A 23846-nucleotide genomic window follows, 5' to 3' on the forward strand; every position below is an offset into this window, starting at 1 on the left:
ATGCGTGCATTAGACCAGCTTGCTATGACAGAAACGGACGTATCTCGATGCGATGGGAGAAGTCGGATGCGCTGCTCGGCCTCGCGCGAAGGCTGGCCGGTTCGAGCGAAGGCCTGACGCTGGAAGAGATGGCCCGCGAGGCTGGCGTTGAGCGGCGCACTGCCGAGCGCATGCGGGACGCGATCGCGCATCTGTTCCCACAGATCGAGGAAGTGGCCGAGGGGCGGTCCAAGCGCTTCCGCATCCCGGGTGGGCTCGACGGTTTCATGCAGGCTCCGACTGCTGACGAGCTTGCCGAGCTGGGGCTCGCTATCCGCCAACTCGCGGCGACTGGGCACGACAGCCGGGCGGCCTTGCTGCGTAACCTTGACGCCAAGATCCGGGCGGCGCTCCGCGCGCCGGCACGCCAGCGGATCGAGCCGGACCTGGAGGCCCTTCTGTCTGCCGAGGCGTTGGCAATGCAGGCCGGCCCTCGGCCACTGATCGAACCCGACACGCTTTCACTGGTGCGTGAAGCTTTGAAGGGCTGCCTCCTACTCACCTTCCGCTACGGGGCGACCCGCGGCGCTCGACGGGTCGACCCCTACGGGCTCATCTTCGGGCGCGTGCCGTACTTGGTCGGCCCAACGCTCGGTATGACCAAACCGGTTCTCTGGCGCCTCGACCGGATGGCGCAACTTGCGACGAGCGGGCCGGCCTGCGGGCCACCGGACACGTTCTCGCTTGCGGCCTACGCGGCACAGTCCTTCGGCACCTTCCAAGAGGAGCAGCAAGACGTTGAGCTGCGCTTCGCACCGGAGGCTGCCGAGGAAGCCACGCGGTTCCTGTTCCACACGAACCAGAGCACAGAGCTTCAAGCAGACGGCGCGCTCGTGGTCCGTTTTCGGGCTGGCGGCATGCTTGAGCTCGTCCACCACCTGTTCACTTGGGGCGCTACGGTCGATATTTTGCAGCCGCCCACACTTCGCGAGCTCGCGGTCGAGCAGTTAAGGAACGCCCTCGACCGCCACCGCACAAGCCCTGCCTAGCTGAAGAATTGTCAGCAAGTGTGTGGACACCCCGACGCTGCATCTCTGAAGCTGCTTGAGCATGCAGTCAAAAATGCATAACAACATCCCGTCGACGTCCGGCAAGTATCTACAGTCTAATTGGTTGTTGGCAGAAAATCGAGTCCTGCCGGCGCCACTTATCCCCGAGACACGGTGCGTTTGCGGGCTCGTGCGAAGGGCGGCCGTTCCTTTGCGGAGACCCACGGGAGCAGCTGTATCGGCTTCTGCTCTAGATGGTTGGTGACCGCTGGGACCTTCTTAAGCTCCTCCAACATCAATGACAGAGCTGTCGGATCGCAATAACGTTCGTCTGTTTCGCCGGCCCCGGCGTGTCCAAGGATGTCGGCTCTGATTTCCGTGTGAACGCGGGCTTGCTTAAGATTGTTGCCAAGCGAATGTCTGAAAGAGTGGATCACCTTTTTACGTTCGGCTTCGTTTGAGATCGCTTTTTGAAGTCCGCTGCTAAATTCATCGTAGAGACGATCGCCGAGCGGCGAGCTTGAGTTTGGCGATTTTAGATCCGGAAACACGAGCCCGTATCCGAGTGCGCGAACAACTTTGACGTATTCTAAAAACCCGAGGCGGAGCACCTCTGGATGCAATGCGACAAACCGAATAGATTGAACGTTTTTAAGACGGCGGGTTTCGTTAAATCGAAAAGCGACGTATGCAATGCCGCCGGCCTCCTCCACGTCTTCGACATGAAGTCCTGCAATTTCCTCTCGTCGCGCCCCTGTATAATAGAGTAGGATAATCGCGAAGTACAAAGCGCGATGGAATACCTGATCGCCGGCGGTAAACGGATCGCGCCATGAACGACAGCCTGTGAAGCAAGGCAATCGGAAGATCGCCGTAACATCGTCGTTGCTGAGAGATGGTCGCCGGTTACGTGCCCTGTCCCGCTTGCGGGCGCGAAGGAGCGCGAGATCGATGCTCGCATCAATCGCGAGACCCTGGGCTTTGAGAAATGTCACAAGCTGTCCGAGGAAAGTCAGGTGACGGTTGATGGTATCCCCGACGATGCCTCGTTTGTTGGCCGGAAGCTTGGCGCCAAGCTCACGTAGTTCGGCAGTGCTTCGTTCGGCATCACGGGGGCTCTTACCATACGACGGCGAGACGGACCGCAAAAGATCAACTAATCCTGCAAAATGACTCTGCCGAAGATCATTCACACGGATGAGACCATTCTCGGCAAGTAGCTTTGCGAACAGGACAAAAATCTGCCGCGCCTGATGCTGTGTTTTTGCATCCCAGGTTTCGTCACGAGCGCGCCCGGCGATCATCGCCTCCCCGAACGCGATGATTGGATGCATCCCCATCTGATGGGGCTCTTGGTCCATCGTCTCCAGCGCGAGGTTCGGGCTTGCTGACACGATTGCAACGCCTGTCGGCATTTGAGGGATGGCATTTGCGTTTGCTTGCGAACGAGCTGTACTCGCGGTTGCCGTAAAGCCGTTGGCCTCCGGCGGCTCCTGCGCTTCTCTCAGCAGGATTGCGTCGCGCAGTGTGACCTCTTCGATCCTAAGACCATCGTAGCGGCGCTCAGTCGCAAAGGCCGCCGCGGACATACCGCGGAAGGCAATCTCCTGAGCTAGAGACAAGTTAGTCATGGTCGGTGCGACCGCTTGGTTTGCGAGCAGCCCTTCCAGCCGAGCGCGAGGCATCAGGTGGCCGTTCTGGCGCACCATCGCGGCCAGCGTCGCCCGTGCCTCCTCAATGTCGAGGTCATTCAGCCCGTCGCGACGCATCTCATCAGCCAAGGGAGAGTCAATGGTGGCTGCCGCGCCGCGCGCTCCAAGGATACGCAGGATCCATCCCATACGCCGATCGGCACGCCGGCTCGCCTCAGGATCGAAGTCCGGTTCTGCACGTTCTGCCGCAGCGATCCGGTCGAGTTTTTCGAGGTGGGTCAATAGGCTTTCGCGAAAGATGCCGTCGAGCTGGCGCCGGCTCATGATGAGATCGGGTTCGGGCTCGCTCATGGCACGATGAAAAAGCTGATCGGAATGAGCCGTAAGCTGGCTCGCGAGGAAGCGTGCCCTTGCCGGGTCGCGCGTGCCCAAGCTTACCACGAGCTGCCTGGAACGGCAGAATCGGATCAGCGTCAGCGGAATCCGGCGGCGCCAGGAATAGCTCCCGCCGCGTCTGTAAGCATGGGCGATGGCCGGCATCGGGCACCTCGTGTGAGACACGCATGTGCAACACCGATGTGTGCCGACGCCTCCCGCTTCAGCGGGAAAGCGTTTTACAACAGCGACTTACGCGAAATTTTGGCTGGGGCGCCAGGATTCGAACCTGGGAATGGCGGTACCAAAAACCGCTGCCTTACCACTTGGCGACGCCCCAAGGTGGGCGGTCGCTGTCTAGACGCCAGTGGGGCACGTGGCAAGCGCTCAGATCGCGGACGCGGAGCCGTTCCAGCCCCGCGTCCGAAGACCCTTCGCCCGAACACGGGCTCAGGCGCGCTCGGGGGCGCCGTCGATGCGCCGCGGCAGGCCGAGAGGGTTGGCGGCGCGGAGCGCGGCTGGCAGCAGGGCGTCCGGGACGTCCTGGTAGCTCACCGGCCGCAGGAACCGGTCGATCGCGAGGCTGCCCACGGAGGTCGTGCGCCCGTCCGAGGTCGCCGGGTACGGTCCGCCATGCACCATGGCATGCGCCACCTCGACCCCGGTCCCGAACCCATCGACCAGGATGCGGCCGACCCGCCGTTCCAGGAGCGGAAGCAGATCGCGCGCCGCCGCGTGGTCCGCGGCAGCGAGGTGCAGCGAGGCCGTCAGCTGGCCTTCGAGATGCTCCAGCACCGCCCGCATCGCCACGAAGTCCGGGCAGCGGACGACGAGGGCGGAGGCCCCGAACATCTCCTCTTGCAGCGCGGGATCCGCCAGGAAGGCGTCCGAGTCGGTGGCGAACAGGGTCGCCCGCCCCTGCGACGCCGCACCCTCCGGCCCCTCGGCCAGTAGGGTGACGGCGTTGTGGCCCGCGACCCGGGCGACGCCCTCTCGGTAGGCGCGCTGGATGCCCGGCGTCAGCATGGTCGCGGCCGGGCTCTCCCGGAGCGCCGCCGCGGCCGCGTCGAGGAACGCGTCCAGGCCCGGCCCGGGCAGGGCCAGGATCAGGCCGGGATTGGTGCAGAACTGGCCGGCACCCAGGGTCAGCGAGGCCGCGAAGGCCTTGCCGATCGCCGCACCGCGCTCGTCCAGCGCGGCCGGGAACAGCAGCACCGGGTTGATGCTGCTCATCTCGGCGTAGACCGGGATCGGTGTCGGGCGCCCGGCCGCGATCGCCATCAGGGCCGTTCCGCCCCGGCGCGAGCCGGTGAACCCCACGGCCGCGATCCGGGGATCGGCGACCAGCGCCTGGCCGATGGACTGACCGGCATCGAACAGGAGCGAGAAGGTCCCCTCGGGCAGGCCGCAGGATGCGACCGCCTTCTGGACGGCCCGGCCGACGAGTTCCGAGGTCCCGGGATGGGCTGGATGGGCCTTGACGATCACCGGGCAGCCGGCCGCCAGGGCCGAGGCGGTGTCGCCGCCCGCGACCGAGAAGGCGAGCGGAAAGTTCGACGCCCCGAACACCGCCACGGGCCCCACCGCGATGCGGCGCAGGCGCAGGTCCGGCCGCGGCAGCGGCTTGCGGTCCGGCAGCGCCGGGTCGATGCGCGCCGCGACATAGCTGCCGTCGCGCACGACGCTGGCGAAGAGGCGCAGCTGGCCGACGGTCCGGGCGCGCTCGCCCTCGATCCGCGGGCGGGGAAGCCCGGTCTCGGCCATGCAGCGGGTGACGAGATCGTCCCCGATCTCCAGGATGTTCGCGGCGATCGCCTCGAGGAAGCCGGCCCGGGCTTCCGGATCGGTCTCGCGATAGGCGTCGAAGGCGGCCTCGGCCAGCGCGCAGGCCCGGTCGAGGTCGGCGAGGCTCGCCCCCGGGAAATCGGGCTCCATCGGTTCGCCGGTGGCCGCCGCCACCGCCCGGAACGCAGCCTCCCGGCCGCGCCGGGCCTCGGTCCCGATCAGGTTCTCGCCGCGCACGGTCATGAGCTGCTCCTCTTCATAAGGGTGCGACCGCGCCGCACCGGGACGGCCATGGCGGAGGCCGTCAGCCCCGCTGCGCCGCGAACGCCTTCTCGCGGATCGCCGCGAGGGTCATGGTCGGGGTCAGCGCCTCGGGATCGACGAGGCAGTGAATCATCGCCGGCAGGCCGGAGGCGAGGCTGCGCTCGAAGGCGGGGGCGAACGCCTCGGTGTGCTCGACCCGCTCGCCGTGACCGCCGCAGGCGCGGGCCAGCGCCGCGAAGTCGGGATTGCGCAGCTCCGTCGCCGAGACCCGGCCGGGATACTCGCGCTCCTGGTGCATCCGGATCGTGCCGTACATGCCGTTGTCGAGGACGACCACCACGACGGCGATGCCGTACTGAACGGCGGTGGCGAATTCCTGCACGGTCATCATCACGTCGCCGTCGCCCGCCAGCGCCACGACGATCCGCTCGGGCGCGCTGCGCTTGGCCATCACGGCGGCCGGCAGGCCGTAGCCCATCGAGCCCGATGTCGGCGCGAGCTGCGTGCCGAAGGCGCGGAACCGATAGTAGCGGTGGACCCAGGTCGCGAAGTTGCCGGCGCCGTTGCAGATCACTGCGTCCGGCGGCAGCCGCTCGCGCAGCCACGTGATCGCCTGCCCGTACTGGAAGGCGCCCGGCTTCGGTTCCGGCGTCTCCGACCAGGCGGAATAGGCGGCGTGGGCCTCGGCGGCGCGCCCCTGACCGGTCGCCGCGAAGTCCGGCAGCGCCGCGCAGAAGGTGCCCGGGGTCGCCTCGATGGCGAGGGCGGGCTGGTAGACCCGGCCGAGCTCCGCCGCGTCGGGATGGACATGGACCAGGGGCAGGCCGGGATCGGGGATCCCGAGCAGGCCGTAGGATTGCGCGGGCATCTCGGAGAGGCGCCCGCCCACCATCAGCAGCAGGTCGGCCTCCTTGATCCGGGCCAGGAGGGCCGGGTTGGGCCCGATGCCGAGCTCGCCCGCGAAGTTCGGGTGATCGGCGGGAAACAGCTGCGCCCGCCGGAACGAGACCGCGACCGGGATGTCGTGGCGCTCGGCCCAGGCCGCGAACGCCGCCACCGCCCCGGCGGTCCAGCGCGAGCCGCCGAGGAGCGCCACCGGCCGTCGCGCCTCCGCCAGCATCGTCCGCAGGCGCTGCGCGTCGCCCGGGGACGGGGCGGGCTCGGTCGGGGCCACACGCGGCGCGTCGGTCGCGGCCACGACATCGTCGAGCATGTCCTCCGGCAGTGCGATCACCACCGGCCCCGGGCGGCCCTGGAGGGCAACCCGGAACGCCCGGGCCAGGATTTCCGGGATGCGCGCCGCGTCGTCGATCTCCACGGCCCACTTGGCGACGCCGCCGAACATCTGCCGGTAGTCGATCTCCTGAAACGCCTCGCGGTCCCGCATCCGCCGGGCGATCTGGCCGACGAACAGGATCATCGGCGTCGAATCCTGGCGGGCGATATGGACGCCCGCCGAGGCGTTGGTGGCGCCCGGCCCCCGCGTGACGAAGCAGATGCCGGGCCGGCCGGTGAGCTTGCCGGCGGCCTCCGCCATGATCGCCGCGCCGCCCTCCTGCCGGCAGACCAGGACGTCGATCCCGCTGTCGCGCAGGGCGTCCAGAACCGACAGGTAGCTCTCGCCGGGAACGCAGGTCACGCGCTCGACGCCCTGCGCGAGCAGCTGGTCGACGAGCACCTGCGCGCCGGTGCGTGAGGGCAATCCGCTCAAGCCGTTCCTCCCTGGCGATCGGGCCGCGCCCGAAGCCTCTTGCGGGTCATGCCGCCCGCCACCTCCTGAGATACTTCTGATATCCCAGTGCGTGTTGCAGGCATCCCGATGCGCTCCAGCCTGTCAGACGAGAAGCCTGCGGTCGAGGGCGCGCCGGGTCATTTGCTCGAGAAAGTCGAACAGTCGGCTGATGCCGGCAAGCGCCGTCTCGGGATCGCGTGCCGTGATGCCCGAGACGATGGCGGCGTGGAGGCCAGCGCAATCGAGGAAGCCGGCGGTCGGCTCGTGGGTGTACCAGAACCGCCGAGACTGGGCGTGGAGGGCCGTCATGGTGCTGGCGAGGGTGGTGTTGTAGGCCGCCCCGACCAAGGTCTCGTGCAAGGACCGCTTGGTCCGGAAATAGATCTCGCGGTCCCGCGCTTCGGCAGCCGCCAGCAAAGCGGCGACGCAGGCTTGCAGTCGCGCCATGTCGTCGTCCGAGCCGCGCGCGATCACGCAGCGCGCCACGGTCTCGTCCAGGGGGCGCCGGACCTCGAGAAGCTCGAGATGCTTGAGGATGTCGACCGGTGTGACGAGCACGCCGCGACGCGGGTGAACCTCGACGAAGCCGATCGATTTCAGACGCGCCAGCGCCTCGCGGACCGGGGTGCGCCCGAGCGCCAGTTCCGCGCCGAGTTCGCCCTCGGAGACCATCGCGCCCGGGGTCAGGCGGCGGCTGATGATCATCTGCTCGATGGCGTCGTAGGCGGTCTCGGCCAGCGAGCGCGGCCTCTGCGCCTCGGCCGGGCTCCCGTCGCCCGCAAATCCCAATCCGGCCAAGGGCTTCCCCGTCGATGTCAGGCCGTGTCCGCCGCGACCTGCGCCGGTTGACAATGGCGCGGCGCGCCGTGTTACTCAAGATCTGGGATATCAGTTCGTGCGCAGCGCGGACGGGAGCCAAGGCCGGTGCAAGCGACGCGTGATTGTCACCGTCGGCGGGCGCCGAGACCGAGGCCCGGGAGGAGGAGCGGATGGCCGGGTTGTCCCCTGAGACACGCGCCAAGCTGAAGACCGTCAGCACGGCGACCCTGATGACCGCCCTCTTCAAGCGGGGCTTCCGGAACCAGATGATCCAGGAGGTGCGGCCGCTGAAGCCCGGCGGCGGCACGATGGTCGGCGAGGCCTTCACCCTGCGCTACATTCCGGCCCGCGAGGACCTGAACCCGATCACGGTGTTTCGGGACCGCGCCCACCCGCAGCGCAAGGCCGTGGAGGAGTGCCCGCCCGGCGCCGTGATGGTGATCGACAGCCGGAAGGATGCGCGGGCGGCCTCCGCCGGTTCGATCCTGGCCACGCGGCTGATGGTGCGGGGTTGCGCGGGGCTCGTCACCGATGGCGGCTTCCGCGATGCCGACGAGATCGCCCAGCTCGCCATGCCGAGCTACCACGTACGGCCTTCGGCGCCGACCAACCTCACCATCCATCAGGCCATCGACATCAACGTGCCGATCGGCTGCGGCGATGCCCCCGTCTTCCCCGGCGACGTGATCGTGGGCGACGGCGACGGTGTGGCGGTGATCCCGGCTCACCTCGCCGACGCGATCGCCGACGAGGCCGTCGACATGACCGCCTACGAGGATTTCGTGACCGAGGAGGTACGCAAGGGCCGCACAATCCTCGGCCTCTATCCTGCGACCGACGAACAGAGCCTGACCGACTTCGCCGCCTGGCGGCAGCGGACCGGACGCTGAGCGGGCCGCTTCCGCCCGCTCCGGGTGCGGTCGCCAATCGGTGCCGGGCCGTGACGTCACGGTTTCGGCTCGGAGGGCGCCATGACGGCGGGCATTCCCACGGTTACGGCAGTACCGGAGATCGAGCGGCGCACGATCGCCAAGGTATCGTGGCGTCTCCTGCCGCTGATCGTCCTGATCTACTTCGTCGCCTACATGGACCGGACCAATGTCGGCTTCGCCTCGTTCGGCCTGAACCGGGAATTCGGGTTCTCCGCCACGGTCTACGGCTGGGCGGCCGGCATCTTCTTTCTCGGCTACGTCATCTTCGAAGTGCCGAGCAACGTCCTCCTGGAGCGGGCCGGGGCGCGGCTCTGGATCGCCCGGATCATGGTCACCTGGGGACTGGTCGCGGGCAGCATGGCCTTCATCACCGGCCCGGTGAGCTTCCTCACCCTGCGCTTCCTGCTCGGCGTCGCCGAAGCCGGCTTCTTCCCCGGCATGATCCTCTACTTCACCTACTGGTTTCCGCAGCGGTACCGGGCTCGGGTGGTGGCCGCCCTGTTCCTGGCCGTGCCGGGCTCGAACGCCCTCACCGCGGTGATCTCGGGGGCGATCCTGCAGCTCGACGGAACATGGGGGCTGCACGGCTGGCAGTGGCTGTTCATCCTCGAGGCGGTGCCCTCGATCCTGCTGGCCTTTGCGGTTCTGGCGCTGATGACGGACCGGCCGGCCCAGGCGACTTGGCTGAATGCGGAGGACCGTGCCTGGCTGGCGGAGACGCTGGCGGCGGAGCGCGCGGGGACGCTCCGGACCCACGGGCATTTCACGCTCCGGCAGGTCCTCACCGACCGGCGAGTGCTCGCGCTCGGCGCGATCTACTTCAACATCGGCACCGCCACCTACGGCATCACCTTCTTCCTGCCGCCGATCCTGAAGAGCCTGCATCTCACCGACTGGGAGACCGGCGTGGCCACGGCGGTGCCCTACGTCGTGGGGACCGTCGGCATGATCGCCTGGAGCTGGTCGTCGGACCGGCGCGACGAGCGGCGCTGGCACTTCGTGATCGCCGCGCTGGTCGCCGCCCTGGGCCTCATCGCCTCCGGTCCGATGCTGGGCAGCCTCTGGGCGCTCACGGCGATGTCGGTGGCGACGATCGGGCTCTACGGGAGCAAGCCCGCCTTCTGGGCGATGCCGGGGGAATTCCTGTCGGGGCCGGCGGCGGCCGGCGGGATCGCCCTGATCAACGCGATCGGCAATCTCGGCGGGTTCGTCGGTCCCTATGTGCTGGGCTGGCTCAAGGATTACACCGGCACTTACGAGGCCGGACTTTACTTCCTGGCGGCTTGTGCCGTCGCGTCCGGAGCCATCACATGGGTCGCGGTCCGGCCGGGCAGGATGTCGGCGGATCGGCGGTTCGACGCGGAAGGCGCAGGCCAGCCCGGGCGCCCGAACCCGTGAGATCGGAGACAGCGCGATGACCGCACGCAAGACCCTGGGCGACCTGCGCAGCCAGCGCTGGTTCGGCGCCACCGACCTGCGCAGCTTCGGCCACCGCTCTCGCATGCTGCAGATGGGCTACGAGCGCGCGGATTTCACCGGCAAGCCGATCGTCGGCATCATCAACACCTGGAGCGACATCAACCCCTGCCACCTGCATTTCCGCGAGCGCGTGGAGCACGTGAAGCGCGGCGTCTGGCAGGCGGGCGGCTTCCCGATCGAATTGCCGGCGCTCTCGCTGTCGGAGAACTTCGTCAAGCCGACCACGATGCTCTACCGCAACCTCCTGGCCATGGAGGTGGAGGAGCTGCTGCGTCAGCATCCCGTCGACGGCGCGGTGCTGATGGGCGGCTGCGACAAGACCACGCCCGGCACCGTCATGGGCGGGATCTCCATGAACCTGCCGATGATCTTCCTCCCGGCCGGACCGATGATGCGCGGGCATTTCGGCGGCACAATCCTGGGCTCCGGCTCCGACGTCTGGAAGTACTGGGCCGAGAAGGAGGCCGGGAACATCACCACGCAGGAATGGAACGACATGGAGGCGGGCATCGCCCGCTCCGCCGGCACCTGCATGACCATGGGCACAGCCTCGACCATGACGTCGATCACCGAGGCCTTGGGACTGTCCCTGCCCGGCTCGGCCTCGATCCCGGCGGCGGACGCCGACCACCCCCGCATGGCCGGCGCCTGCGGCCGGCGGATCGTCGAGATGATCTGGGAGGACCTGAAGCCCTCCGACATCCTGGACCGTCGCTCGATCGACAACGCCCTGGTGGTCCACAACGCGCTCGCCGGCTCCACCAACGCGATGATCCACCTGGTGGCCATGGCGGGGCGCGCCGGTATCCCGGTCAAGCTCACCGAGTTCGACGAGTTCGCCCAGAAGGTGCCGGTGATCGCCAACCTTCGGCCCTCGGGGCAGTGGCTGATGGAGGATTTCCACATCGCAGGCGGCATCCGCGCCTTGATGGTGCGCCTGTCCCCCCTGCTCCACCTCGATGCGCGCTCGGTCACCGGCGGCACGATCGGCGACGGGCTCGCCGGTATGAAGGTGTTCAACGACGACGTGATCCGCCCGCTTGACCGGCCCATCGTCTCCATGGGCGGGACCGCGATCCTGTACGGCAACCTCGCCCCGGACGGCTGCGTGATCAAGCCGCCGGCCGCCGACCCGCGTTTCCTGAACCATACCGGTCCCGCGCTGGTCTTCGACAGCTACGACGCGATGAACGCTGCGGTGAACGACCTCGATCTCGACGTCACTCCCGACCACGTCATGATCCTGCGCAATGCCGGCCCGATCGGCGGCCCCGGTATGCCGGAATGGGGCATGCTGCCGATCCCCAAGGTCCTGCTCTGGCAGGGCGTGCGCGACATGGTCCGCATCTCGGACGCCCGGATGAGCGGGACCAGCTATGGCGCCTGCATCCTGCACGTGGCGCCGGAATCGGCTGCGGGCGGCCCGCTCGCGGCGGTGCGCAATGGCGACCTGATCACGGTGGACGTGCCCGGGCGCCGGATTCACCTGCACCTCGACGATGCCGAGATCGCGGCGCGCGTGAAGGCCTTCGTGCCGCCGGACCGGGCCTATCCGCGGGGCTACAACCGGCTGTTCGCCCAGCACGTGCGGCAGGCCAACGAGGGCTGCGATTTCGACTTTCTGGAGGGCGCCGGGGGGATCCCGGAACCCGAGATTCACTGACCGGCCCGAGCCGTCGGCAACAGGCGGCGGGCCACATCACAGGGAGGGACCATGGTGATGATCGCACGCAGGGGGCTGCTCGCCGGAGCGGCCCTGCTCGGCGCCGCGCGGGCGGCCGGAGCCGGCTGGGAGCCGTCGCAGCGGGTGCCCGACCCGGCCGTCGAGATTCTCGATCCGGCCTTCGCCAAGTACCGCCTCGCCTCGGCGACGGTGGAGCGGGTCGCCACCGGATTTCGCTGGGCCGAGGGGCCGGTCTGGTTCGGCGACATGGGATCGCTGCTGTTCAGCGACGTGGTCAACGACCGGATCATGAAGTGGGAGGAGGCCTCCGGCACGCTCTCGGTGTTCCGCAAGCCGTCGAACTACGCCAACGGCAACACCCGAGACCGGCAGGGCCGGCTGATCACCTGCCAGCACAAGACTCGCAGCGTCACCCGGACCGAGCACGACGGCAGCCTCACAACGCTGCTCGACCGATTCGACGGCAAGCCGCTGAACTCGCCGAACGACGTCGTCTGCCATTCCGACGGCGCGGTCTGGTTCACCGATCCGGCCTTCGGGCCGAACCCGCACGAGTCGATGGCCGCACCGGAGCTTCCCGGCAACGTCTACCGGATCGATTCCAGGACGGGGCAGGCCAGCGTCGTGGTCGAGGGCGTTGCGGGTCCGAACGGGCTCTGCTTCTCGCCGGACGAGTCCAAGCTCTACGTCATCGAGGCGCGGGCGAAGCCGAACCGCCTGATCCGCGTCTACGACGTGGTCGAGAGCGGCACCAAAACCGCGAACGGGCGGGTGTTCTACGATGCCGGAACCGGCACGCCGGACGGGTTCCGCGTCGATGTCGATGGCAATCTGTGGTGCGGCTGGGGGATGAGCGAGGCCGAGGACGGCGTCATCGTGCTCTCACCGCAGGCCAAGCTGATCGGACGGATCCGCCTGCCGGAGCGCTGCGCCAACCTGTGCTTCGGCGGCGTCAACCGCAACCTGCTGCTGATGACGTCAACGCATTCGGTCTACGCGCTGTACGTCAACACGCGGGGCGCGGGGACCTGCTGAAATGGAGGGTGCGGACCCGGCCATGCGTCGGACGGCTGATGGTGGCTGCTCTACCGTGTGTTGGTGCGCTTGCCAACATGCGGCAGAGGGGACATTCTCGCGGTCATGAGGGCCGAGCTGCTGCTCAGGGAGCGCATCGCGATCATCCCTGAGCGGTCGTTCGTCGAGTTGGTGGTCTGGAGTGTGCCGAAGCCGATCCGCGAGAGCGGACACAGCTTCAAGAACCGGCTCGCCCTCGTCGTCGATGGTGTCTGCGTGCTCCGCTACGACAACGAAGCCGGGAAGGGCGACCACAAGCATATCGGTCGGGAGGAGGTTCCCTACCGCTTCACCAGTCCGGAGGCCCTGCTGGCGGATTTCTGGGCCGATGTCGAACCTTGGAGGCGGTCATGAGGACCGTGACGATTGGCGTCTCTTCCGTCGAGGAAGCCGGCGCCCGTGCTCTGGCAGCCTTCCGGGGCGAGAAGCAGGGTGCCTTCATCTCCTTCCCCACCGTCGAGGGGTTGTGGACCGTGCTGACACCCCGCCGCTGGGCGCTGATCAAGGCCCTAGCCGGCCAGGAGCCGATGTCGCTGCGTGCCGTGGCGCGACTGCTGGACCGGGACGTGAAGAACACGCATTCCGACGTGCACGCGCTCCTGAACGCCGGCATTCTCAACCGCACGGACGACGAGCGAATCGTGTTTCCTTACGATGCGGTGCACGTCGACTTCACAGTCGGGAAGGCGGCCTGACGAAACTTCAGGACAGGGCGCCCTCCCCGGCTCCGCTCGCGGTGACGGGGGCGTGAGCCCCCGCCCCTACTCCGCCGCCTGCGCGAGATACCGCGCCGGGTCGTAGTTCAGGATCGGCCCGAGCCAGCGCTCGACCTCGCGGACATCCATGCCCTTGCGGACGGCGTAATCCTCGACCTGATCCCGCTCGACCTTGGCGACGCCGAAATAATGCGCCTCCGGGTGGGCGATGTAGATCCCCGACACCGACGAGCCCGGCCACATGGCGTAGGACTCGGTGAGCTTCACGCCGATGCGGCTCTCGGCCTTCAGCAGGTCGAACAGCGTGGTCTTCTCGGTGTGGTCGGGCTGGGCCGGATAGCCCGGGGCTGGACGGATGCCGTCATACTTCTCCAGCACCAGCTCCTCGGGGGCGTAGGCCTCCTCGGTCGCGTAGCCCCAGAACTCCTTGCGCACACGCTCGTGCATTCGCTCGGCGAAGGCCTCGGCAATGCGGTCGGCGAGCGCCTTGACGAGGATCGCCCGGTAATCGTCGTTCGCCCGCTCGAAGCGCTCGGCGATCCGCACCTCCTCCAGGCCGGCCGTGACCACGAAGCCACCGACATAATCGGCGATGCCGGTCTCGGAAGGCGCCACGAAGTCCGACAGGCACGTGTTCGAGCGCCCGTCGCGCTTCGAGAGCTGCTGGCGCAGGCCGTGGAAGGTGGCGAGCCGCTCAGACCGGCTCTCGCCGGTGTAGAGCGCGATGTCGTCGCCGACGCTGTTGGCCGGCCAGAAGCCGATCACCGCCTTCGGGTTGAACCAGCGCTCCTCCACAATCTGCTTCAGCATCTCTTGCGCGTCCTCGTAGAGGGCGCGGGCGGCCGGGCCCTGCTCGGGGTCGTCCAGGAGCGCCGGGAAGCGGCCCTTGAACTCGTAGGTCTGCAGGAACGGCGTCCAGTCGATGTAGGGCACGAGGTCGGCGACCTCGTAGGAGCCGTAGACCCGGGTGCCGGTGAAGGTCGGCTTGGCCGGCTTGTAGCCCGACCAATCGATCTTGAACGCATTGGTCCGCGCCTTGGCGAGCGGCAGCCGCTGCTTGTCGGCCTCCGAGCGCTTGTGGGCGTCGGCGACCTTGGCGTACTCGGCCCGGACCTTCTCGATCGTGGGCCCACGGGTCTCCTTCGAGATCAGGCTCGACACCACGCCGACCGCGCGGCTCGCGTCGGTGACGTAGACCGCCTGACCCTTGGCGTAGGCCGGGTGGATCTTCACCGCCGTGTGGACGCGGCTCGTGGTGGCGCCGCCGATCAGCAGCGGCACGTCGAGCCCCTCGCGCTCCATCTCGCCGGCCACGTGGACCATCTCGTCGAGCGACGGGGTGATCAGGCCCGACAGGCCGACGATGTCGACCTGCTCGCGCTTGGCGGTCTCCAGGATCTTGGCGGCCGGCACCATCACGCCGAGATCGATGATCTCGTAGTTGTTGCAGGCCAGCACGACGCCGACGATGTTCTTGCCGATGTCGTGGACGTCGCCCTTCACGGTCGCCATCAGCACCTTGCCGGCGGCCTGGCGCTTGCCGTCACCGCCGTTGGCGAGCTTCTCGGCCTCCATGTAGGGCTCGAGATAGGCAACCGCCTGCTTCATCACGCGGGCGGACTTCACCACCTGCGGCAGGAACATCTTGCCCGCGCCGAACAGGTCACCGACCACGTTCATGCCGGCCATCAGCGGGCCCTCGATGACGTGGAGCGGACGCTCGGCCTGAGCCCGCGCCTCCTCGGTGTCGGCCAGGATGTACTCAGTGATGCCGTTGACCAGCGCGTGCTCGATGCGCTTCGCGACCGGCGCCTCGCGCCAGGTCAGGTCGGCGGTCTTGGCCTGCGCCGAGGCGCCGGTCTTGAACCGCTCGGCTGCCTCCAGCAGGCGCTCGGTGGAATCGTCGCGGCGGTTGAGAACCACGTCCTCGCACAGCTCGCGCAGCTCCGCCGGGATCTCGTCGTAGACGGCGAGCTGGCCGGCATTGACGATGCCCATGTCCATGCCGGCCTTGATGCAGTGGAACAGGAACACCGCGTGCATCGCCTCGCGCACCGGCTCGTTGCCGCGGAACGCGAAGGACAGGTTCGAGACGCCGCCCGAGATGTGGGCGTGCGGCAGGGTCTCGCGGATCGTGCGGGTCGCCTCGATGAAGGCGACGCCGTAGCCGTTGTGCTCCTCGATGCCGGTGGCGACGGCGAAGATGTTCGGATCGAAGATGATGTCCTCGGGCGGGAAGCCGACCTGCTCGGTCAGGATCCGGTAGGCCTTGGTGCAGATCTCGACCTTGCGCTCGTAGGAATCCGCCTGCCCCTGCTCGTCGAAGGCCATCACCACCACGGCAGCGCCGTAGGAGCGGCAGACCTTGGCGGCCTCGATGAATTTCTCCTCGCCCTCCTTCATGGAGATCGAGTTCACGATCGGCTTGCCCTGGATGCACTTCAGCCCGGCCTCGATCACCTCGAACTTCGAGGAATCGACCATCACGGGCACGCGGGCGATGTCGGGCTCGGCGGCGACAAGGTTCAGGAACTCGACCATGGCCTTCTGGGAGTCGAGCAGGCCCTCGTCCATGTTGACGTCGATCACCTGGGCGCCGGCTGCGACCTGATCGCGGGCGACGTCCAGCGCCGCCGCGTAGTCGCCGTTGGTGATGAGCTTGCGGAACTTGGCCGAGCCGGTGACGTTCGTGCGCTCGCCGACGTTCACGAAGGGGATTTCCGGCGTGAGCACGAAGGGCTCGAGGCCAGAGAGCCGCATCAGGCGGGGGATCTCGGGGATCGGCCGTGGCGCCTTGCCGGCGACCGCCTCGGCGATGGCGCGGATGTGGTCCGGCGTGGTGCCGCAACAGCCGCCGACCATGTTGACGAGGCCGGATTCGGCGAACTCGCCGACCAGCTTGCCCATCGCCTCCGGGCTCTCGTCGTAGAGGCCGAACTCGTTCGGCAGGCCGGCATTCGGGTAGGCGCAGACCAGGGTGTCGCAGATCCGCGACAGCTCGGCGATGTGGCCGCGCATCTCGCGGGCGCCGAGCGCGCAATTGAGGCCGAAGGTCAGCGGATCGGAATGGCGCAGGGAGTGCCAGAAGGCCGCCGGGGTCTGACCCGACAGGGTGCGGCCCGAGAGATCCGTGATCGTGCCGGAGATCTGGATCGGGAGGCGGATGCCGGTCTCGTCGAAGACCTGCCAGGCCGCCGCCACCGCGGCCTTGGCGTTCAGCGTGTCGAAGATCGTCTCGATCAGGATCAGCTCGGCGCCGCCGTCGATCAGGCCGCGGACCTGCTCGACATAGGCCTGCTTGACCTGGTCGAAGGTCACGGCCCGGAAACCCGGGTTGTTCACGTCCGGCGAGATCGACAGGGTGCGGTTCGTCGGGCCGATGGCGCCGGCCACGAAGCGGCGTCGGCCGTCCTTCTGCTCGGCGAGCTTGGCGGCCTCCCGGGCGAGCCTTGCGCCCTCGGCGTTCAACTCGTGGATGATCGACTCCATGCCGTAATCGGCCTGGGCGATGGTCGTGCCCGAGAAGGTGTTGGTCTCGCAGACGTCGGCGCCGGCCAGGAAGTAGTCGAGGTGGATCTGCCGGATCGCATCGGGCTGGGTCAGTATCAGGAGGTCGTTGTTGCCCTTCTGATCGTGGCCGTGATCCTTGAAGCGGTCGCCGCGAAAGTCCTCTTCCGAATACTTGAGCCGCTGGATCACGGTGCCCATCGCCCCGTCGAGGACGAGGATCTTCTCCGCCGCGCGCTGGCGCAGGGCCTTCGCGATCGCGGTGCCGTCGACGGGGGCAAAATCGGTCATCGTGCGTCCTGTCAGATCACCTCATCCTGAGGTGCCGGAGCGAAGCGGAGGCCTCGCAGGAGGCCTCCAGATGTTGTGGCGATCGTCGGAACCCGCCTTCGAGGCCGCTCGCGCGGCACCTCAGGAGGGAGAAAAAATTTTGTCCTGTCAGACGCTTCCGTGCCATGGGCATGGAAGCGTCCCCGTCTTTGCGAGCGAAACGAAGCAATCCAGCAGCGCCACGCTAATGGATGTCGCGCTGCCCTGGGTCGCTTCGCTGCACTCGCGATGACGGGTCGGGAGCGTCAAGCGCGGCCCCGAAAATCAGGCTGCCGCCTTCGCCGCCGCCAGCTTCGGCGCCTGGGCGCGCAGGCCGAGCAGGTGGCAGATCGCATAGACCAGATCCGAGCGGTTCATCGAGTAGAAGTGGAAGTCGTTGACGCCCTCGTCCACGAGGTCGAGCACCTGCTCGGCCGCCACCGCGGCGGCGACGAGCCGGCGGGTCTCGACGTCGTTCTCCAGGCCCTCGAACCGGGCGGCCAGCCAGTACGGCACCGAGGCGCCGGTGCGGCGGGCGAAGTTCGCCGCCTGCTTGAAGTTCTGCACCGGCAGGATGCCCGGGATGATCGGGATCGTGATCCCGGCGGCCCGGACCTTGTCGAGGTAGCGCAGGTAGATCTCGTTCTCGAAGAAGAACTGGGTGATTGCCTGATCGGCCCCGGCATCGACCTTGGCCTTCAGGGCATCGATGTCGGCCTCGAGCGAGGCCGCCTCGGGGTGCTTCTCGGGATAGGCCGAGACCGAGACCTTGAAGTCGCCGATCCGCTTGATCCCCTCGACCAGCTCGGCGGTCGAGGCGTAGCCCTCGGGATGCGGCCGGTAGGCGTGGCCGACGCCCTCGGCCGGGTCGCCGCGCAACGCCACGATGTGGCGCACGCCCGCGTCCCAGTAGGACTGGACCACCGCGTCGATCTCCTCGCGGGTGGCGTCCACGCAGGTGAGGTGCGCGGCCGGCTTCAGGCTGGTCTCGCGGACCATCCGGGCCACAGTGTTGTGGGTGCGCTCGCGGGTCGAGCCGCCGGCCCCGTAGGTCACCGACACGAAGCTCGGCTGGAGCGGCGCGAGGCGCTCGATCGAACCCCAGAGGATCTTCTCCATCTCCTCGGTCTTCGGCGGGAAGAACTCGATCGAGACACGGATCGGGTGGTAGCCGTCGCGGCTGGCGCGGTGAGTGGAACGGCGCATCGGGGTCTCGTCCTCTATGTCGGTCGGTTCAGACGATGGGATTGAGCCTCAGGCGACGGCGCGCCGGGGCTGTTCGGTTGTCTCGTCGGCCAGCCCATCCTGAGCCAGCCAGAGGGTGACGGTGAGCTGGCCCGCTTCGCGCGGTGCCAGATCGCGCGTGGCGACCGTGTCGAGGCCGGTCTCCGCGAGCCAGCCGGACACCTGATCGCTGGAGAAGCCGAGTCGGCGGTGGGCTTGGCTCGTGCGCAGGAACTCCAGCTCATGCGGTGCGAAGTCCACCACCAGGAGGCGGCCCCCCGGCGCCACGAGCCGGGCGGCGGCGCGCAGTGCCCGGGCCGGGTCATCGAGATAATGCAGCACCTGATGCACCACCACGAGGTCGAAGCTCGCGCGCGCGAAGGGCGGCGCGTGGATGTCGCCCTGTCGGAGGTCGACCCGCGTCAGGCCCTGTCGTTCCAGGTTGGCTCGGGCGACCGACAGCATGGCATGGCTCGAATCGAGCCCGGTGGCGCGCCCGGCGCGCGGCGCGAGCAGGCCGAGCATCCGGCCCGTGCCGGTACCGAGATCGATCAGGCTGCCGATCGGACGGTCGCCCAGAGCGACGAGAACTGCCGCCTCGACGGTCGCCTCAGGCACATGCAGGGAGCGCAGCTCGTCCCATTTGGGTGCCAGCCGTGCGAAGAAAGTCTCGGCTGTCTCAGCCCGCTGCGCCCGGACGGCGTCGAGCCGGGCGCGATCCTCCGAGAGAGGCGGCGCGGTCCGGTCGAGACCGGACAGCAGCGGATCCGCAAGCCCGGCGCGGGCTTCTGACAGCCGGAAGAACGCCCAGGCGCCCTCACGGTGGCGCTCCACGAGCCCGGCCTCCACCAGAAGCTTGAGATGCCGCGAAATCCGCGGCTGCGACTGGCCCAGAATGTCCGTGAGGTCCGAGACCGACAACTCGCCCTCCGCGAGCAGCGCCAGGATGCGCAGGCGCGTCTCCTCGGCGGCCGCCCGGAGAACGCCGAGCGCCTCCGGAAATGGGATCGAACCCGCCTCTTGCCTGCGTTCGATAGACATAAAGATATGTTTATGTTCGTTTCGAGCGCCGTGCAAGCGCGATCTTGACCCTGCTCTGCCGAATCCATGGGGCCAGAGCGCGATGACTGCGTTGAACGCAGGCCCATGGAGGCGCGCATGCCTGGCAGCCCCTATCCGCAGATCACGCTCGTCCGCCATGGCGAAACCGCGTGGAGCCGTTCCGGCCGGCATACCGGGCGCAGCGACATCCCGCTCACGCCGACCGGCGAGGCCGCCGCACGAGCCCTTGCGCTGCGCCTCAGGATCCAATCCTACACGGCGGTCTGGTCGAGCCCGTCGCGCCGGGCAGCCACCACCTGCGAACTTGCGGGTTTCGGCGATCAGCGCGCGATCGACCCGGATCTGGCCGAGTGGGATTACGGCGCCTACGAGGGCCGGACGACGCCGGCGATCTTGGCCGAGCGCCCGGGTTGGCGCCTGTTCCGCGATGGCTGCCCGGGCGGCGAGACGGCCGCCGATGTCGGGATCCGGGCGGACCGGGTCATCGCGCGGGCCCGGGCCCTCGATGCCGATCTCCTCGTGTTCTCGAGCGCGCATTGTCTGCGGGTGCTCGCCGCACGCTGGATCGGCCTGCCGCCGGAGGCCGGAGCGCTCCTCGTTCTCGGCACCACGAGTGTCTCGGTGCTCGGCTACGAGCACGATTGTACCGAGCCGGTCCTGCGGGCCTGGAACGGTTAGGCCCTGCCCTATCGCAGCCAGTATCCGTCCGGGGTCAGCGCGTCCGGCATCGGCTCGCCGAGCGCGTGATGCACGATGCGGTCGACGGCGCGGACCATCGCGTCGAGGGGCAGGTCGTTCGGCTCGGTTCCGAACGGCTCCTCCAACTCGTCTCCGAGGGCGTCCAGGCCGAAGAAGGTGTAGCCGACCAGCGCCACGACGACCGGCGTTGCCCAGCCCAGGGAGCCGGTGAGCCCCACCGGCAGGAGCAGGCAGTAGAGCCAGGCGGTGCGGTAGACCAGCAGGGTGTAGGCGAAGGGCAGCGGCGTGTTGGCGATGCGCTCGCAGGCGGTGTGCACCCCCGACAGCGCCTCGATCCGCGATTCCAGGATGCCGAACTGGATGTCGGTAAGCCGTCCCGCCCGCACCGCAGCCGCCAGGTCGCGCGTGATCGCGGCCAGGACCGAGTCGGTTGGGTTGGGGCCGCTCCTGTCCGAACCCGGCACCCTCCCGTCGACGGCCGCGGCTTCATCGAGACCGCGCAAGCGGGCCCGAAGGCCGTGCGCAAAGGCGGAGAGCCGCCGGAGCTGGGGGGCCGCGTCCGCATCCGGCAGCAGCGCCGGCAGGGCGCGGGCGAGGTTGCGGACCTCGCCGATCAGGCTGCCCCAGAGCTTCCGGGCCTCCCACCAGCGCTCGTAGCAGGCGTTGTTGCGGAAGCTCAGGAAGATCGAGAGGGCGAGGCCCACCAGGGTGAAGGGCGTGACGCCAGCCGTCATCGGGAAGACCGCGGGCCAGCGCGCCTCGGCCCAGACCACCGCGCAGGAGACCGCCACGATCCCGGCGAGCTTCGGCGCCACCCGCGGCAGGATCGACCCGCGCAGGGTGAACAGCAGGGTGAGCAGGTTGGGCCGGGTGCGGACGATCATCGGGCTATCGAGACTGGAGCGTCGCCGTCCTGCCCTGCCCCCTGCACGCCGGCAAGAGACGTCTCCGTGAGGAGGCCGCCGGACGGGCGATCGCTCAAACCGGCTCCGCCTCCCACAGCCACGCCGCGCCGCGGACGCCCGACGCATCCCCGTGGAGGCTCGCCCGGACCGGTGTGTCGAAGGCGTCGGCGAAGATGTGGGGTGCGATCGCGGCGGGCAGGCCGTCGATCAGCTCGGCAATGCGCGACAGGCCGCCGCCGATCACGACGACGTCCGGGTCGAGGAGGTTGATCACCTGGGCGGCCGCGCGCCCAAGCCGGTCGAGATGGCGTGCGAGCGTTTCCTGCGCCTCCGCGCCGCCCTCCCGGGCGGCGGAGACGATCGCCTCGGCGGTCAGCGGCGCGCCGTGCCGCCGCCCGTGATCGGCCGCGAGGCCGGGGCCGGCCAGCCACGTCTCGATGCAGCCCCGGCGACCGCAATAGCAGGTGGGGCCCGGACGCTCGTCGTCGCGCGGATAGGGCAGCGGGCCGTGGCCCCATTCACCGGCGATGCCGTTGCGGCCCGTGAGCACCCGCCCGTCGATGGCGATGCCCGATCCGACCCCGGTGCCCAGGATCACCGCCCAGACGACCCGTGCGCCGGCGCCGGCGCCGTCGATCGCCTCCGAGACCGCGAGGCAATTCGCGTCGTTCTCGATCCGCAGCGGCCGACCCAGCCGCCGCGTCAGGTCGGCGCCGAAGGGCTGTCCATTGAGCCAGTGGGAATTGGCGTTGCGCACGAGGCCGGTCGCGGGCGACAGGCTGCCCGGCATGCCGATGCCGACCGTGCAGGGCGTCCCGGCCATCCCCTCGAGCTCCAGCACGAGGGCCGCCACCGCCTCGACGGTGGCTCCGTAATCGCCGCGCGGGGCGGCGACCCGGGTATCGGCCACCGTGCGGCCGGCCCGGTCCAGCACGATCCCGGCGATCTTGGTGCCGCCGAGATCGATGCCGAGGCGTGCGCCTGCGGGCCGGCCCATCACTCCGCGGCGGCGACCTTGCCGTCGGTCACCATCGGCTGCGGTGTCTCGTCGGCGATGTGGGTGCCGATGGAGACCGGGTGGGCCATGACCTCGTTGAGCTTGGCCACGTCGAGCTCGCCCTCCCAGCGGCTGACGACCACGCAGGCGACGCCGTTGCCGACGAGGTTGGTCAGCGCGCGGCACTCGGACATGAACTTGTCGATGCCGAGAACGAGGGTCATGGCGGCCACCGGGACCGGGCTGTTCGGGATCGCCGAGAGGGTCGCCGCCAGGGTGATGAAGCCCGCGCCGGTGACGCCCGAGGCGCCCTTCGAGGTCAGCATCGCGACCAGGATGATGGTGGCGTACTGCGTGATGCTCAGGTCCACGCCCACCGCCTGCGCGAGGAACAGGGTCGCGAGCGTCATGTAGATGTTGGTGCCGTCGAGGTTGAACGAGTAGCCCGTCGGCACGACGAGGCCGACCACCGAATCCGACGCGCCGAGCCGGCGCATCTTGGTCATCAGCTGCGGCAGCACCGTCTCGGACGAGGAGGTGCCGACCACGATCAGCAGCTCGTCCTTGATGTAGGCGAGGAAGCGCAGGATCGAGAAGCCGGCGACCCGGGCGATCGTCCCGAGCACCACCAACACGAACAGGAGCGCGGTGACGTAGAAGGTGCCGACCAGCCACGCGAGGTCGTAGACCTTCTGGATGCCGTACTCGCCGATGGTGAACGCCATGGCGCCGAAGGCGCCGAGCGGCGCGAGCTTCACCACGATACCGATGATCTTGAAGAAGATCTGGCCGGCGGTGTCGATCGCGTGGTTCACCGAAGCCGCGCGCTCGCCCAGGCTCGTGACCACGACGCCGGTGAGGATCGAGATCAGCAGCACCTGCAGCAGGTCGCCGGTGGCGAAGGGATCGAAGAAGCTCTTGGGGATGATCGCCAGGATGTGGGCGACGGTGGAATCCGCCGCGGCCTTGCTGGCGTAGGTCGCGACCTTGCTGGCGTCGAGCTTCGACGGATCGGCGTTGAAGCCCGCGCCCGGCCGGATCACCTCGCCGACCAGCACACCGATCAGCAGCGCCACGGTGGAGACCACCTCAAAGTAGATCAGGGCCTTCAGCCCGACGCGACCGACCTTCTTCAGGTCGCCGATCGACGCGATGCCGTGCACGATGGTGCAGAAGATGATCGGCGCAATCATCATCTTGATCAGGCCGATGAAGGCGTCGCCGAGCCACTTCATGGCCTTGCCGGTGGCGGGGTCGTACCAGCCGAGAAGGACACCGAGCGCGATGGCGATCAGGACCTGGATGTAGAGCACCTTGTACCAGGGCTCTCGGGGCGCTGCGGCCGCACTCGTCGCGTGGATTGCTTGTGCCATGTCCATCCCGTGCGACGACCGCGCACCCTCCCGATTTGCCGGCACGCTAGCGATTATCGATCCGCGCCTCAACGGCAGCTCGGTAATCTGCGGCAAACCCCTCGTGACAAAAACCTGTCGATTCCCGCCGGAAAGACTTCTCTAGTCTGACAATTGGGCTCATCCCGATAAATGCGGCTGTTTCAAGCCGCCGCCGGATTTCGCCGTTCGATCAACGGCATCCAGTCTAA

Annotated in this window: 18 protein-coding genes and 1 tRNA gene; 8 read left to right on the forward strand and 11 right to left on the reverse strand. The window is 68.3% G+C overall.

The window, feature by feature from the left end; all coding sequences use genetic code 11:
- The first annotated feature begins 47 nt into the window (after window positions 1-47).
- Entirely contained in the window at window positions 48-1028 is a 981-nt protein-coding gene (locus ABIE45_RS23305) for a WYL domain-containing protein (protein ID WP_192710566.1), read from the forward strand.
- A 158-nt stretch (window positions 1029-1186) separates the two neighbouring features.
- Here ABIE45_RS23305 and ABIE45_RS23310 read toward each other — a convergent pair whose 3' ends face one another.
- The 5 genes from ABIE45_RS23310 to ABIE45_RS23330 form a co-directional block, all read right to left on the reverse strand.
- Window positions 1187-3220 (reverse strand): DUF6538 domain-containing protein, encoded by a 2034-nt coding sequence (locus ABIE45_RS23310; RefSeq protein WP_192710565.1) that lies wholly within the window; start codon window positions 3218-3220, stop codon window positions 1187-1189.
- A gap of 100 nt (window positions 3221-3320) precedes the next feature.
- Window positions 3321-3395, reverse strand: a tRNA-Gln gene (locus ABIE45_RS23315).
- 110 nt (window positions 3396-3505) lie between these two features.
- Window positions 3506-5083 carry an aldehyde dehydrogenase (NADP(+)) gene (locus tag ABIE45_RS23320; RefSeq protein ID WP_192710564.1) on the reverse strand — a complete coding sequence of 526 codons (1578 nt, stop codon included), beginning with the start codon at window positions 5081-5083 and terminating at the stop codon, window positions 3506-3508.
- Between the two features lie 61 nt (window positions 5084-5144).
- Window positions 5145-6815 (reverse strand): thiamine pyrophosphate-binding protein, encoded by a 1671-nt coding sequence (locus ABIE45_RS23325; protein WP_192710563.1) that lies wholly within the window; start codon window positions 6813-6815, stop codon window positions 5145-5147.
- A 123-nt stretch (window positions 6816-6938) separates the two neighbouring features.
- Entirely contained in the window at window positions 6939-7634 is a 696-nt protein-coding gene (locus ABIE45_RS23330; protein ID WP_373622566.1) for a GntR family transcriptional regulator, read from the reverse strand.
- Window positions 7635-7825: 191 nt separating this feature from the next.
- Here ABIE45_RS23330 and ABIE45_RS23335 point away from each other — a divergent pair, with 191 nt between their 5' ends.
- From ABIE45_RS23335 to ABIE45_RS23360, 6 genes are all read left to right on the forward strand, one after another.
- Window positions 7826-8545 (forward strand): ribonuclease activity regulator RraA, encoded by a 720-nt coding sequence (locus ABIE45_RS23335; RefSeq protein WP_192710602.1) that lies wholly within the window; start codon window positions 7826-7828, stop codon window positions 8543-8545.
- Between the two features lie 81 nt (window positions 8546-8626).
- The gene (locus ABIE45_RS23340) at window positions 8627-9985 is read left to right on the forward strand and encodes an MFS transporter (RefSeq protein WP_192710562.1); all 1359 of its coding nucleotides are present in this window, start codon (window positions 8627-8629) and stop codon (window positions 9983-9985) included.
- Window positions 9986-10001: 16 nt separating this feature from the next.
- Window positions 10002-11729, forward strand: a complete 1728-nt coding sequence (gene araD / locus ABIE45_RS23345) for an L-arabinonate dehydratase (RefSeq protein ID WP_192710561.1) — start codon at window positions 10002-10004, stop codon at window positions 11727-11729.
- A 51-nt stretch (window positions 11730-11780) separates the two neighbouring features.
- The gene (locus ABIE45_RS23350; RefSeq protein WP_373622567.1) at window positions 11781-12785 is read left to right on the forward strand and encodes an SMP-30/gluconolactonase/LRE family protein; all 1005 of its coding nucleotides are present in this window, start codon (window positions 11781-11783) and stop codon (window positions 12783-12785) included.
- Between the two features lie 105 nt (window positions 12786-12890).
- Entirely contained in the window at window positions 12891-13178 is a 288-nt protein-coding gene (locus ABIE45_RS23355) for a DUF6516 family protein (protein WP_192710560.1), read from the forward strand.
- Window positions 13175-13519 (forward strand): transcriptional regulator, encoded by a 345-nt coding sequence (locus tag ABIE45_RS23360; protein ID WP_192710559.1) that lies wholly within the window; start codon window positions 13175-13177, stop codon window positions 13517-13519. The genes ABIE45_RS23355 and ABIE45_RS23360 overlap by 4 nt, the downstream gene beginning before the upstream one ends.
- A 66-nt stretch (window positions 13520-13585) precedes the next feature.
- On the opposite strand, the gene metH is transcribed toward ABIE45_RS23360, so the two are convergent.
- The 3 genes from metH to ABIE45_RS23375 form a co-directional block, all read right to left on the reverse strand.
- On the reverse strand, window positions 13586-17338 hold the full coding sequence (gene metH / locus ABIE45_RS23365) for a methionine synthase (protein WP_192710558.1): 3753 nt from the start codon (window positions 17336-17338) through the stop codon (window positions 13586-13588).
- A 303-nt stretch (window positions 17339-17641) separates the two neighbouring features.
- Window positions 17642-18562 (reverse strand): methylenetetrahydrofolate reductase [NAD(P)H], encoded by a 921-nt coding sequence (metF, locus tag ABIE45_RS23370; protein WP_192710557.1) that lies wholly within the window; start codon window positions 18560-18562, stop codon window positions 17642-17644.
- 48 nt (window positions 18563-18610) lie between these two features.
- Entirely contained in the window at window positions 18611-19621 is a 1011-nt protein-coding gene (locus ABIE45_RS23375) for a metalloregulator ArsR/SmtB family transcription factor (protein ID WP_192710556.1), read from the reverse strand.
- A gap of 117 nt (window positions 19622-19738) precedes the next feature.
- On the opposite strand from ABIE45_RS23375, the gene ABIE45_RS23380 reads away from it, so the two are divergent.
- The gene (locus tag ABIE45_RS23380; RefSeq protein WP_192710555.1) at window positions 19739-20320 is read left to right on the forward strand and encodes a histidine phosphatase family protein; all 582 of its coding nucleotides are present in this window, start codon (window positions 19739-19741) and stop codon (window positions 20318-20320) included.
- 8 nt (window positions 20321-20328) lie between these two features.
- Here ABIE45_RS23380 and ABIE45_RS23385 read toward each other — a convergent pair whose 3' ends face one another.
- The 3 genes from ABIE45_RS23385 to ABIE45_RS23395 form a co-directional block, all read right to left on the reverse strand.
- Window positions 20329-21225 carry a bestrophin family protein gene (locus ABIE45_RS23385; RefSeq protein WP_192710554.1) on the reverse strand — a complete coding sequence of 299 codons (897 nt, stop codon included), beginning with the start codon at window positions 21223-21225 and terminating at the stop codon, window positions 20329-20331.
- A 94-nt stretch (window positions 21226-21319) separates the two neighbouring features.
- The gene (locus ABIE45_RS23390; protein ID WP_192710553.1) at window positions 21320-22243 is read right to left on the reverse strand and encodes an ROK family protein; all 924 of its coding nucleotides are present in this window, start codon (window positions 22241-22243) and stop codon (window positions 21320-21322) included.
- On the reverse strand, window positions 22243-23616 hold the full coding sequence (locus ABIE45_RS23395; protein ID WP_192710552.1) for a dicarboxylate/amino acid:cation symporter: 1374 nt from the start codon (window positions 23614-23616) through the stop codon (window positions 22243-22245). The genes ABIE45_RS23390 and ABIE45_RS23395 overlap by 1 nt, the downstream gene beginning before the upstream one ends.
- Window positions 23617-23846: the final 230 nt, after the last annotated feature.

The sequence above is a fragment of the Methylobacterium sp. OAE515 genome, assembly GCF_041806315.1.
Lineage (GTDB): Bacteria > Pseudomonadota > Alphaproteobacteria > Rhizobiales > Beijerinckiaceae > Methylobacterium > Methylobacterium tardum.

Coding starts and splice junctions, on each gene's coding strand:
- ABIE45_RS23305 (WP_192710566.1), top strand. CDS start 48: ATGCGATGGGAGAAGTCGGATGCGCTGCTCGGCCTCGCGCGAAGGCTG.
- ABIE45_RS23310 (WP_192710565.1), bottom strand. CDS start 3,220: ATGCCGGCCATCGCCCATGCTTACAGACGCGGCGGGAGCTATTCCTGG.
- ABIE45_RS23320 (WP_192710564.1), bottom strand. CDS start 5,083: ATGACCGTGCGCGGCGAGAACCTGATCGGGACCGAGGCCCGGCGCGGC.
- ABIE45_RS23335 (WP_192710602.1), top strand. CDS start 7,826: ATGGCCGGGTTGTCCCCTGAGACACGCGCCAAGCTGAAGACCGTCAGC.
- ABIE45_RS23340 (WP_192710562.1), top strand. CDS start 8,627: ATGACGGCGGGCATTCCCACGGTTACGGCAGTACCGGAGATCGAGCGG.
- araD (WP_192710561.1), top strand. CDS start 10,002: ATGACCGCACGCAAGACCCTGGGCGACCTGCGCAGCCAGCGCTGGTTC.
- ABIE45_RS23350 (WP_373622567.1), top strand. CDS start 11,781: ATGGTGATGATCGCACGCAGGGGGCTGCTCGCCGGAGCGGCCCTGCTC.
- ABIE45_RS23355 (WP_192710560.1), top strand. CDS start 12,891: ATGAGGGCCGAGCTGCTGCTCAGGGAGCGCATCGCGATCATCCCTGAG.
- ABIE45_RS23360 (WP_192710559.1), top strand. CDS start 13,175: ATGAGGACCGTGACGATTGGCGTCTCTTCCGTCGAGGAAGCCGGCGCC.
- metH (WP_192710558.1), bottom strand. CDS start 17,338: ATGACCGATTTTGCCCCCGTCGACGGCACCGCGATCGCGAAGGCCCTG.
- metF (WP_192710557.1), bottom strand. CDS start 18,562: ATGCGCCGTTCCACTCACCGCGCCAGCCGCGACGGCTACCACCCGATC.
- ABIE45_RS23375 (WP_192710556.1), bottom strand. CDS start 19,621: ATGTCTATCGAACGCAGGCAAGAGGCGGGTTCGATCCCATTTCCGGAG.
- ABIE45_RS23380 (WP_192710555.1), top strand. CDS start 19,739: ATGCCTGGCAGCCCCTATCCGCAGATCACGCTCGTCCGCCATGGCGAA.
- ABIE45_RS23385 (WP_192710554.1), bottom strand. CDS start 21,225: ATGATCGTCCGCACCCGGCCCAACCTGCTCACCCTGCTGTTCACCCTG.
- ABIE45_RS23390 (WP_192710553.1), bottom strand. CDS start 22,243: ATGGGCCGGCCCGCAGGCGCACGCCTCGGCATCGATCTCGGCGGCACC.
- ABIE45_RS23395 (WP_192710552.1), bottom strand. CDS start 23,616: ATGGCACAAGCAATCCACGCGACGAGTGCGGCCGCAGCGCCCCGAGAG.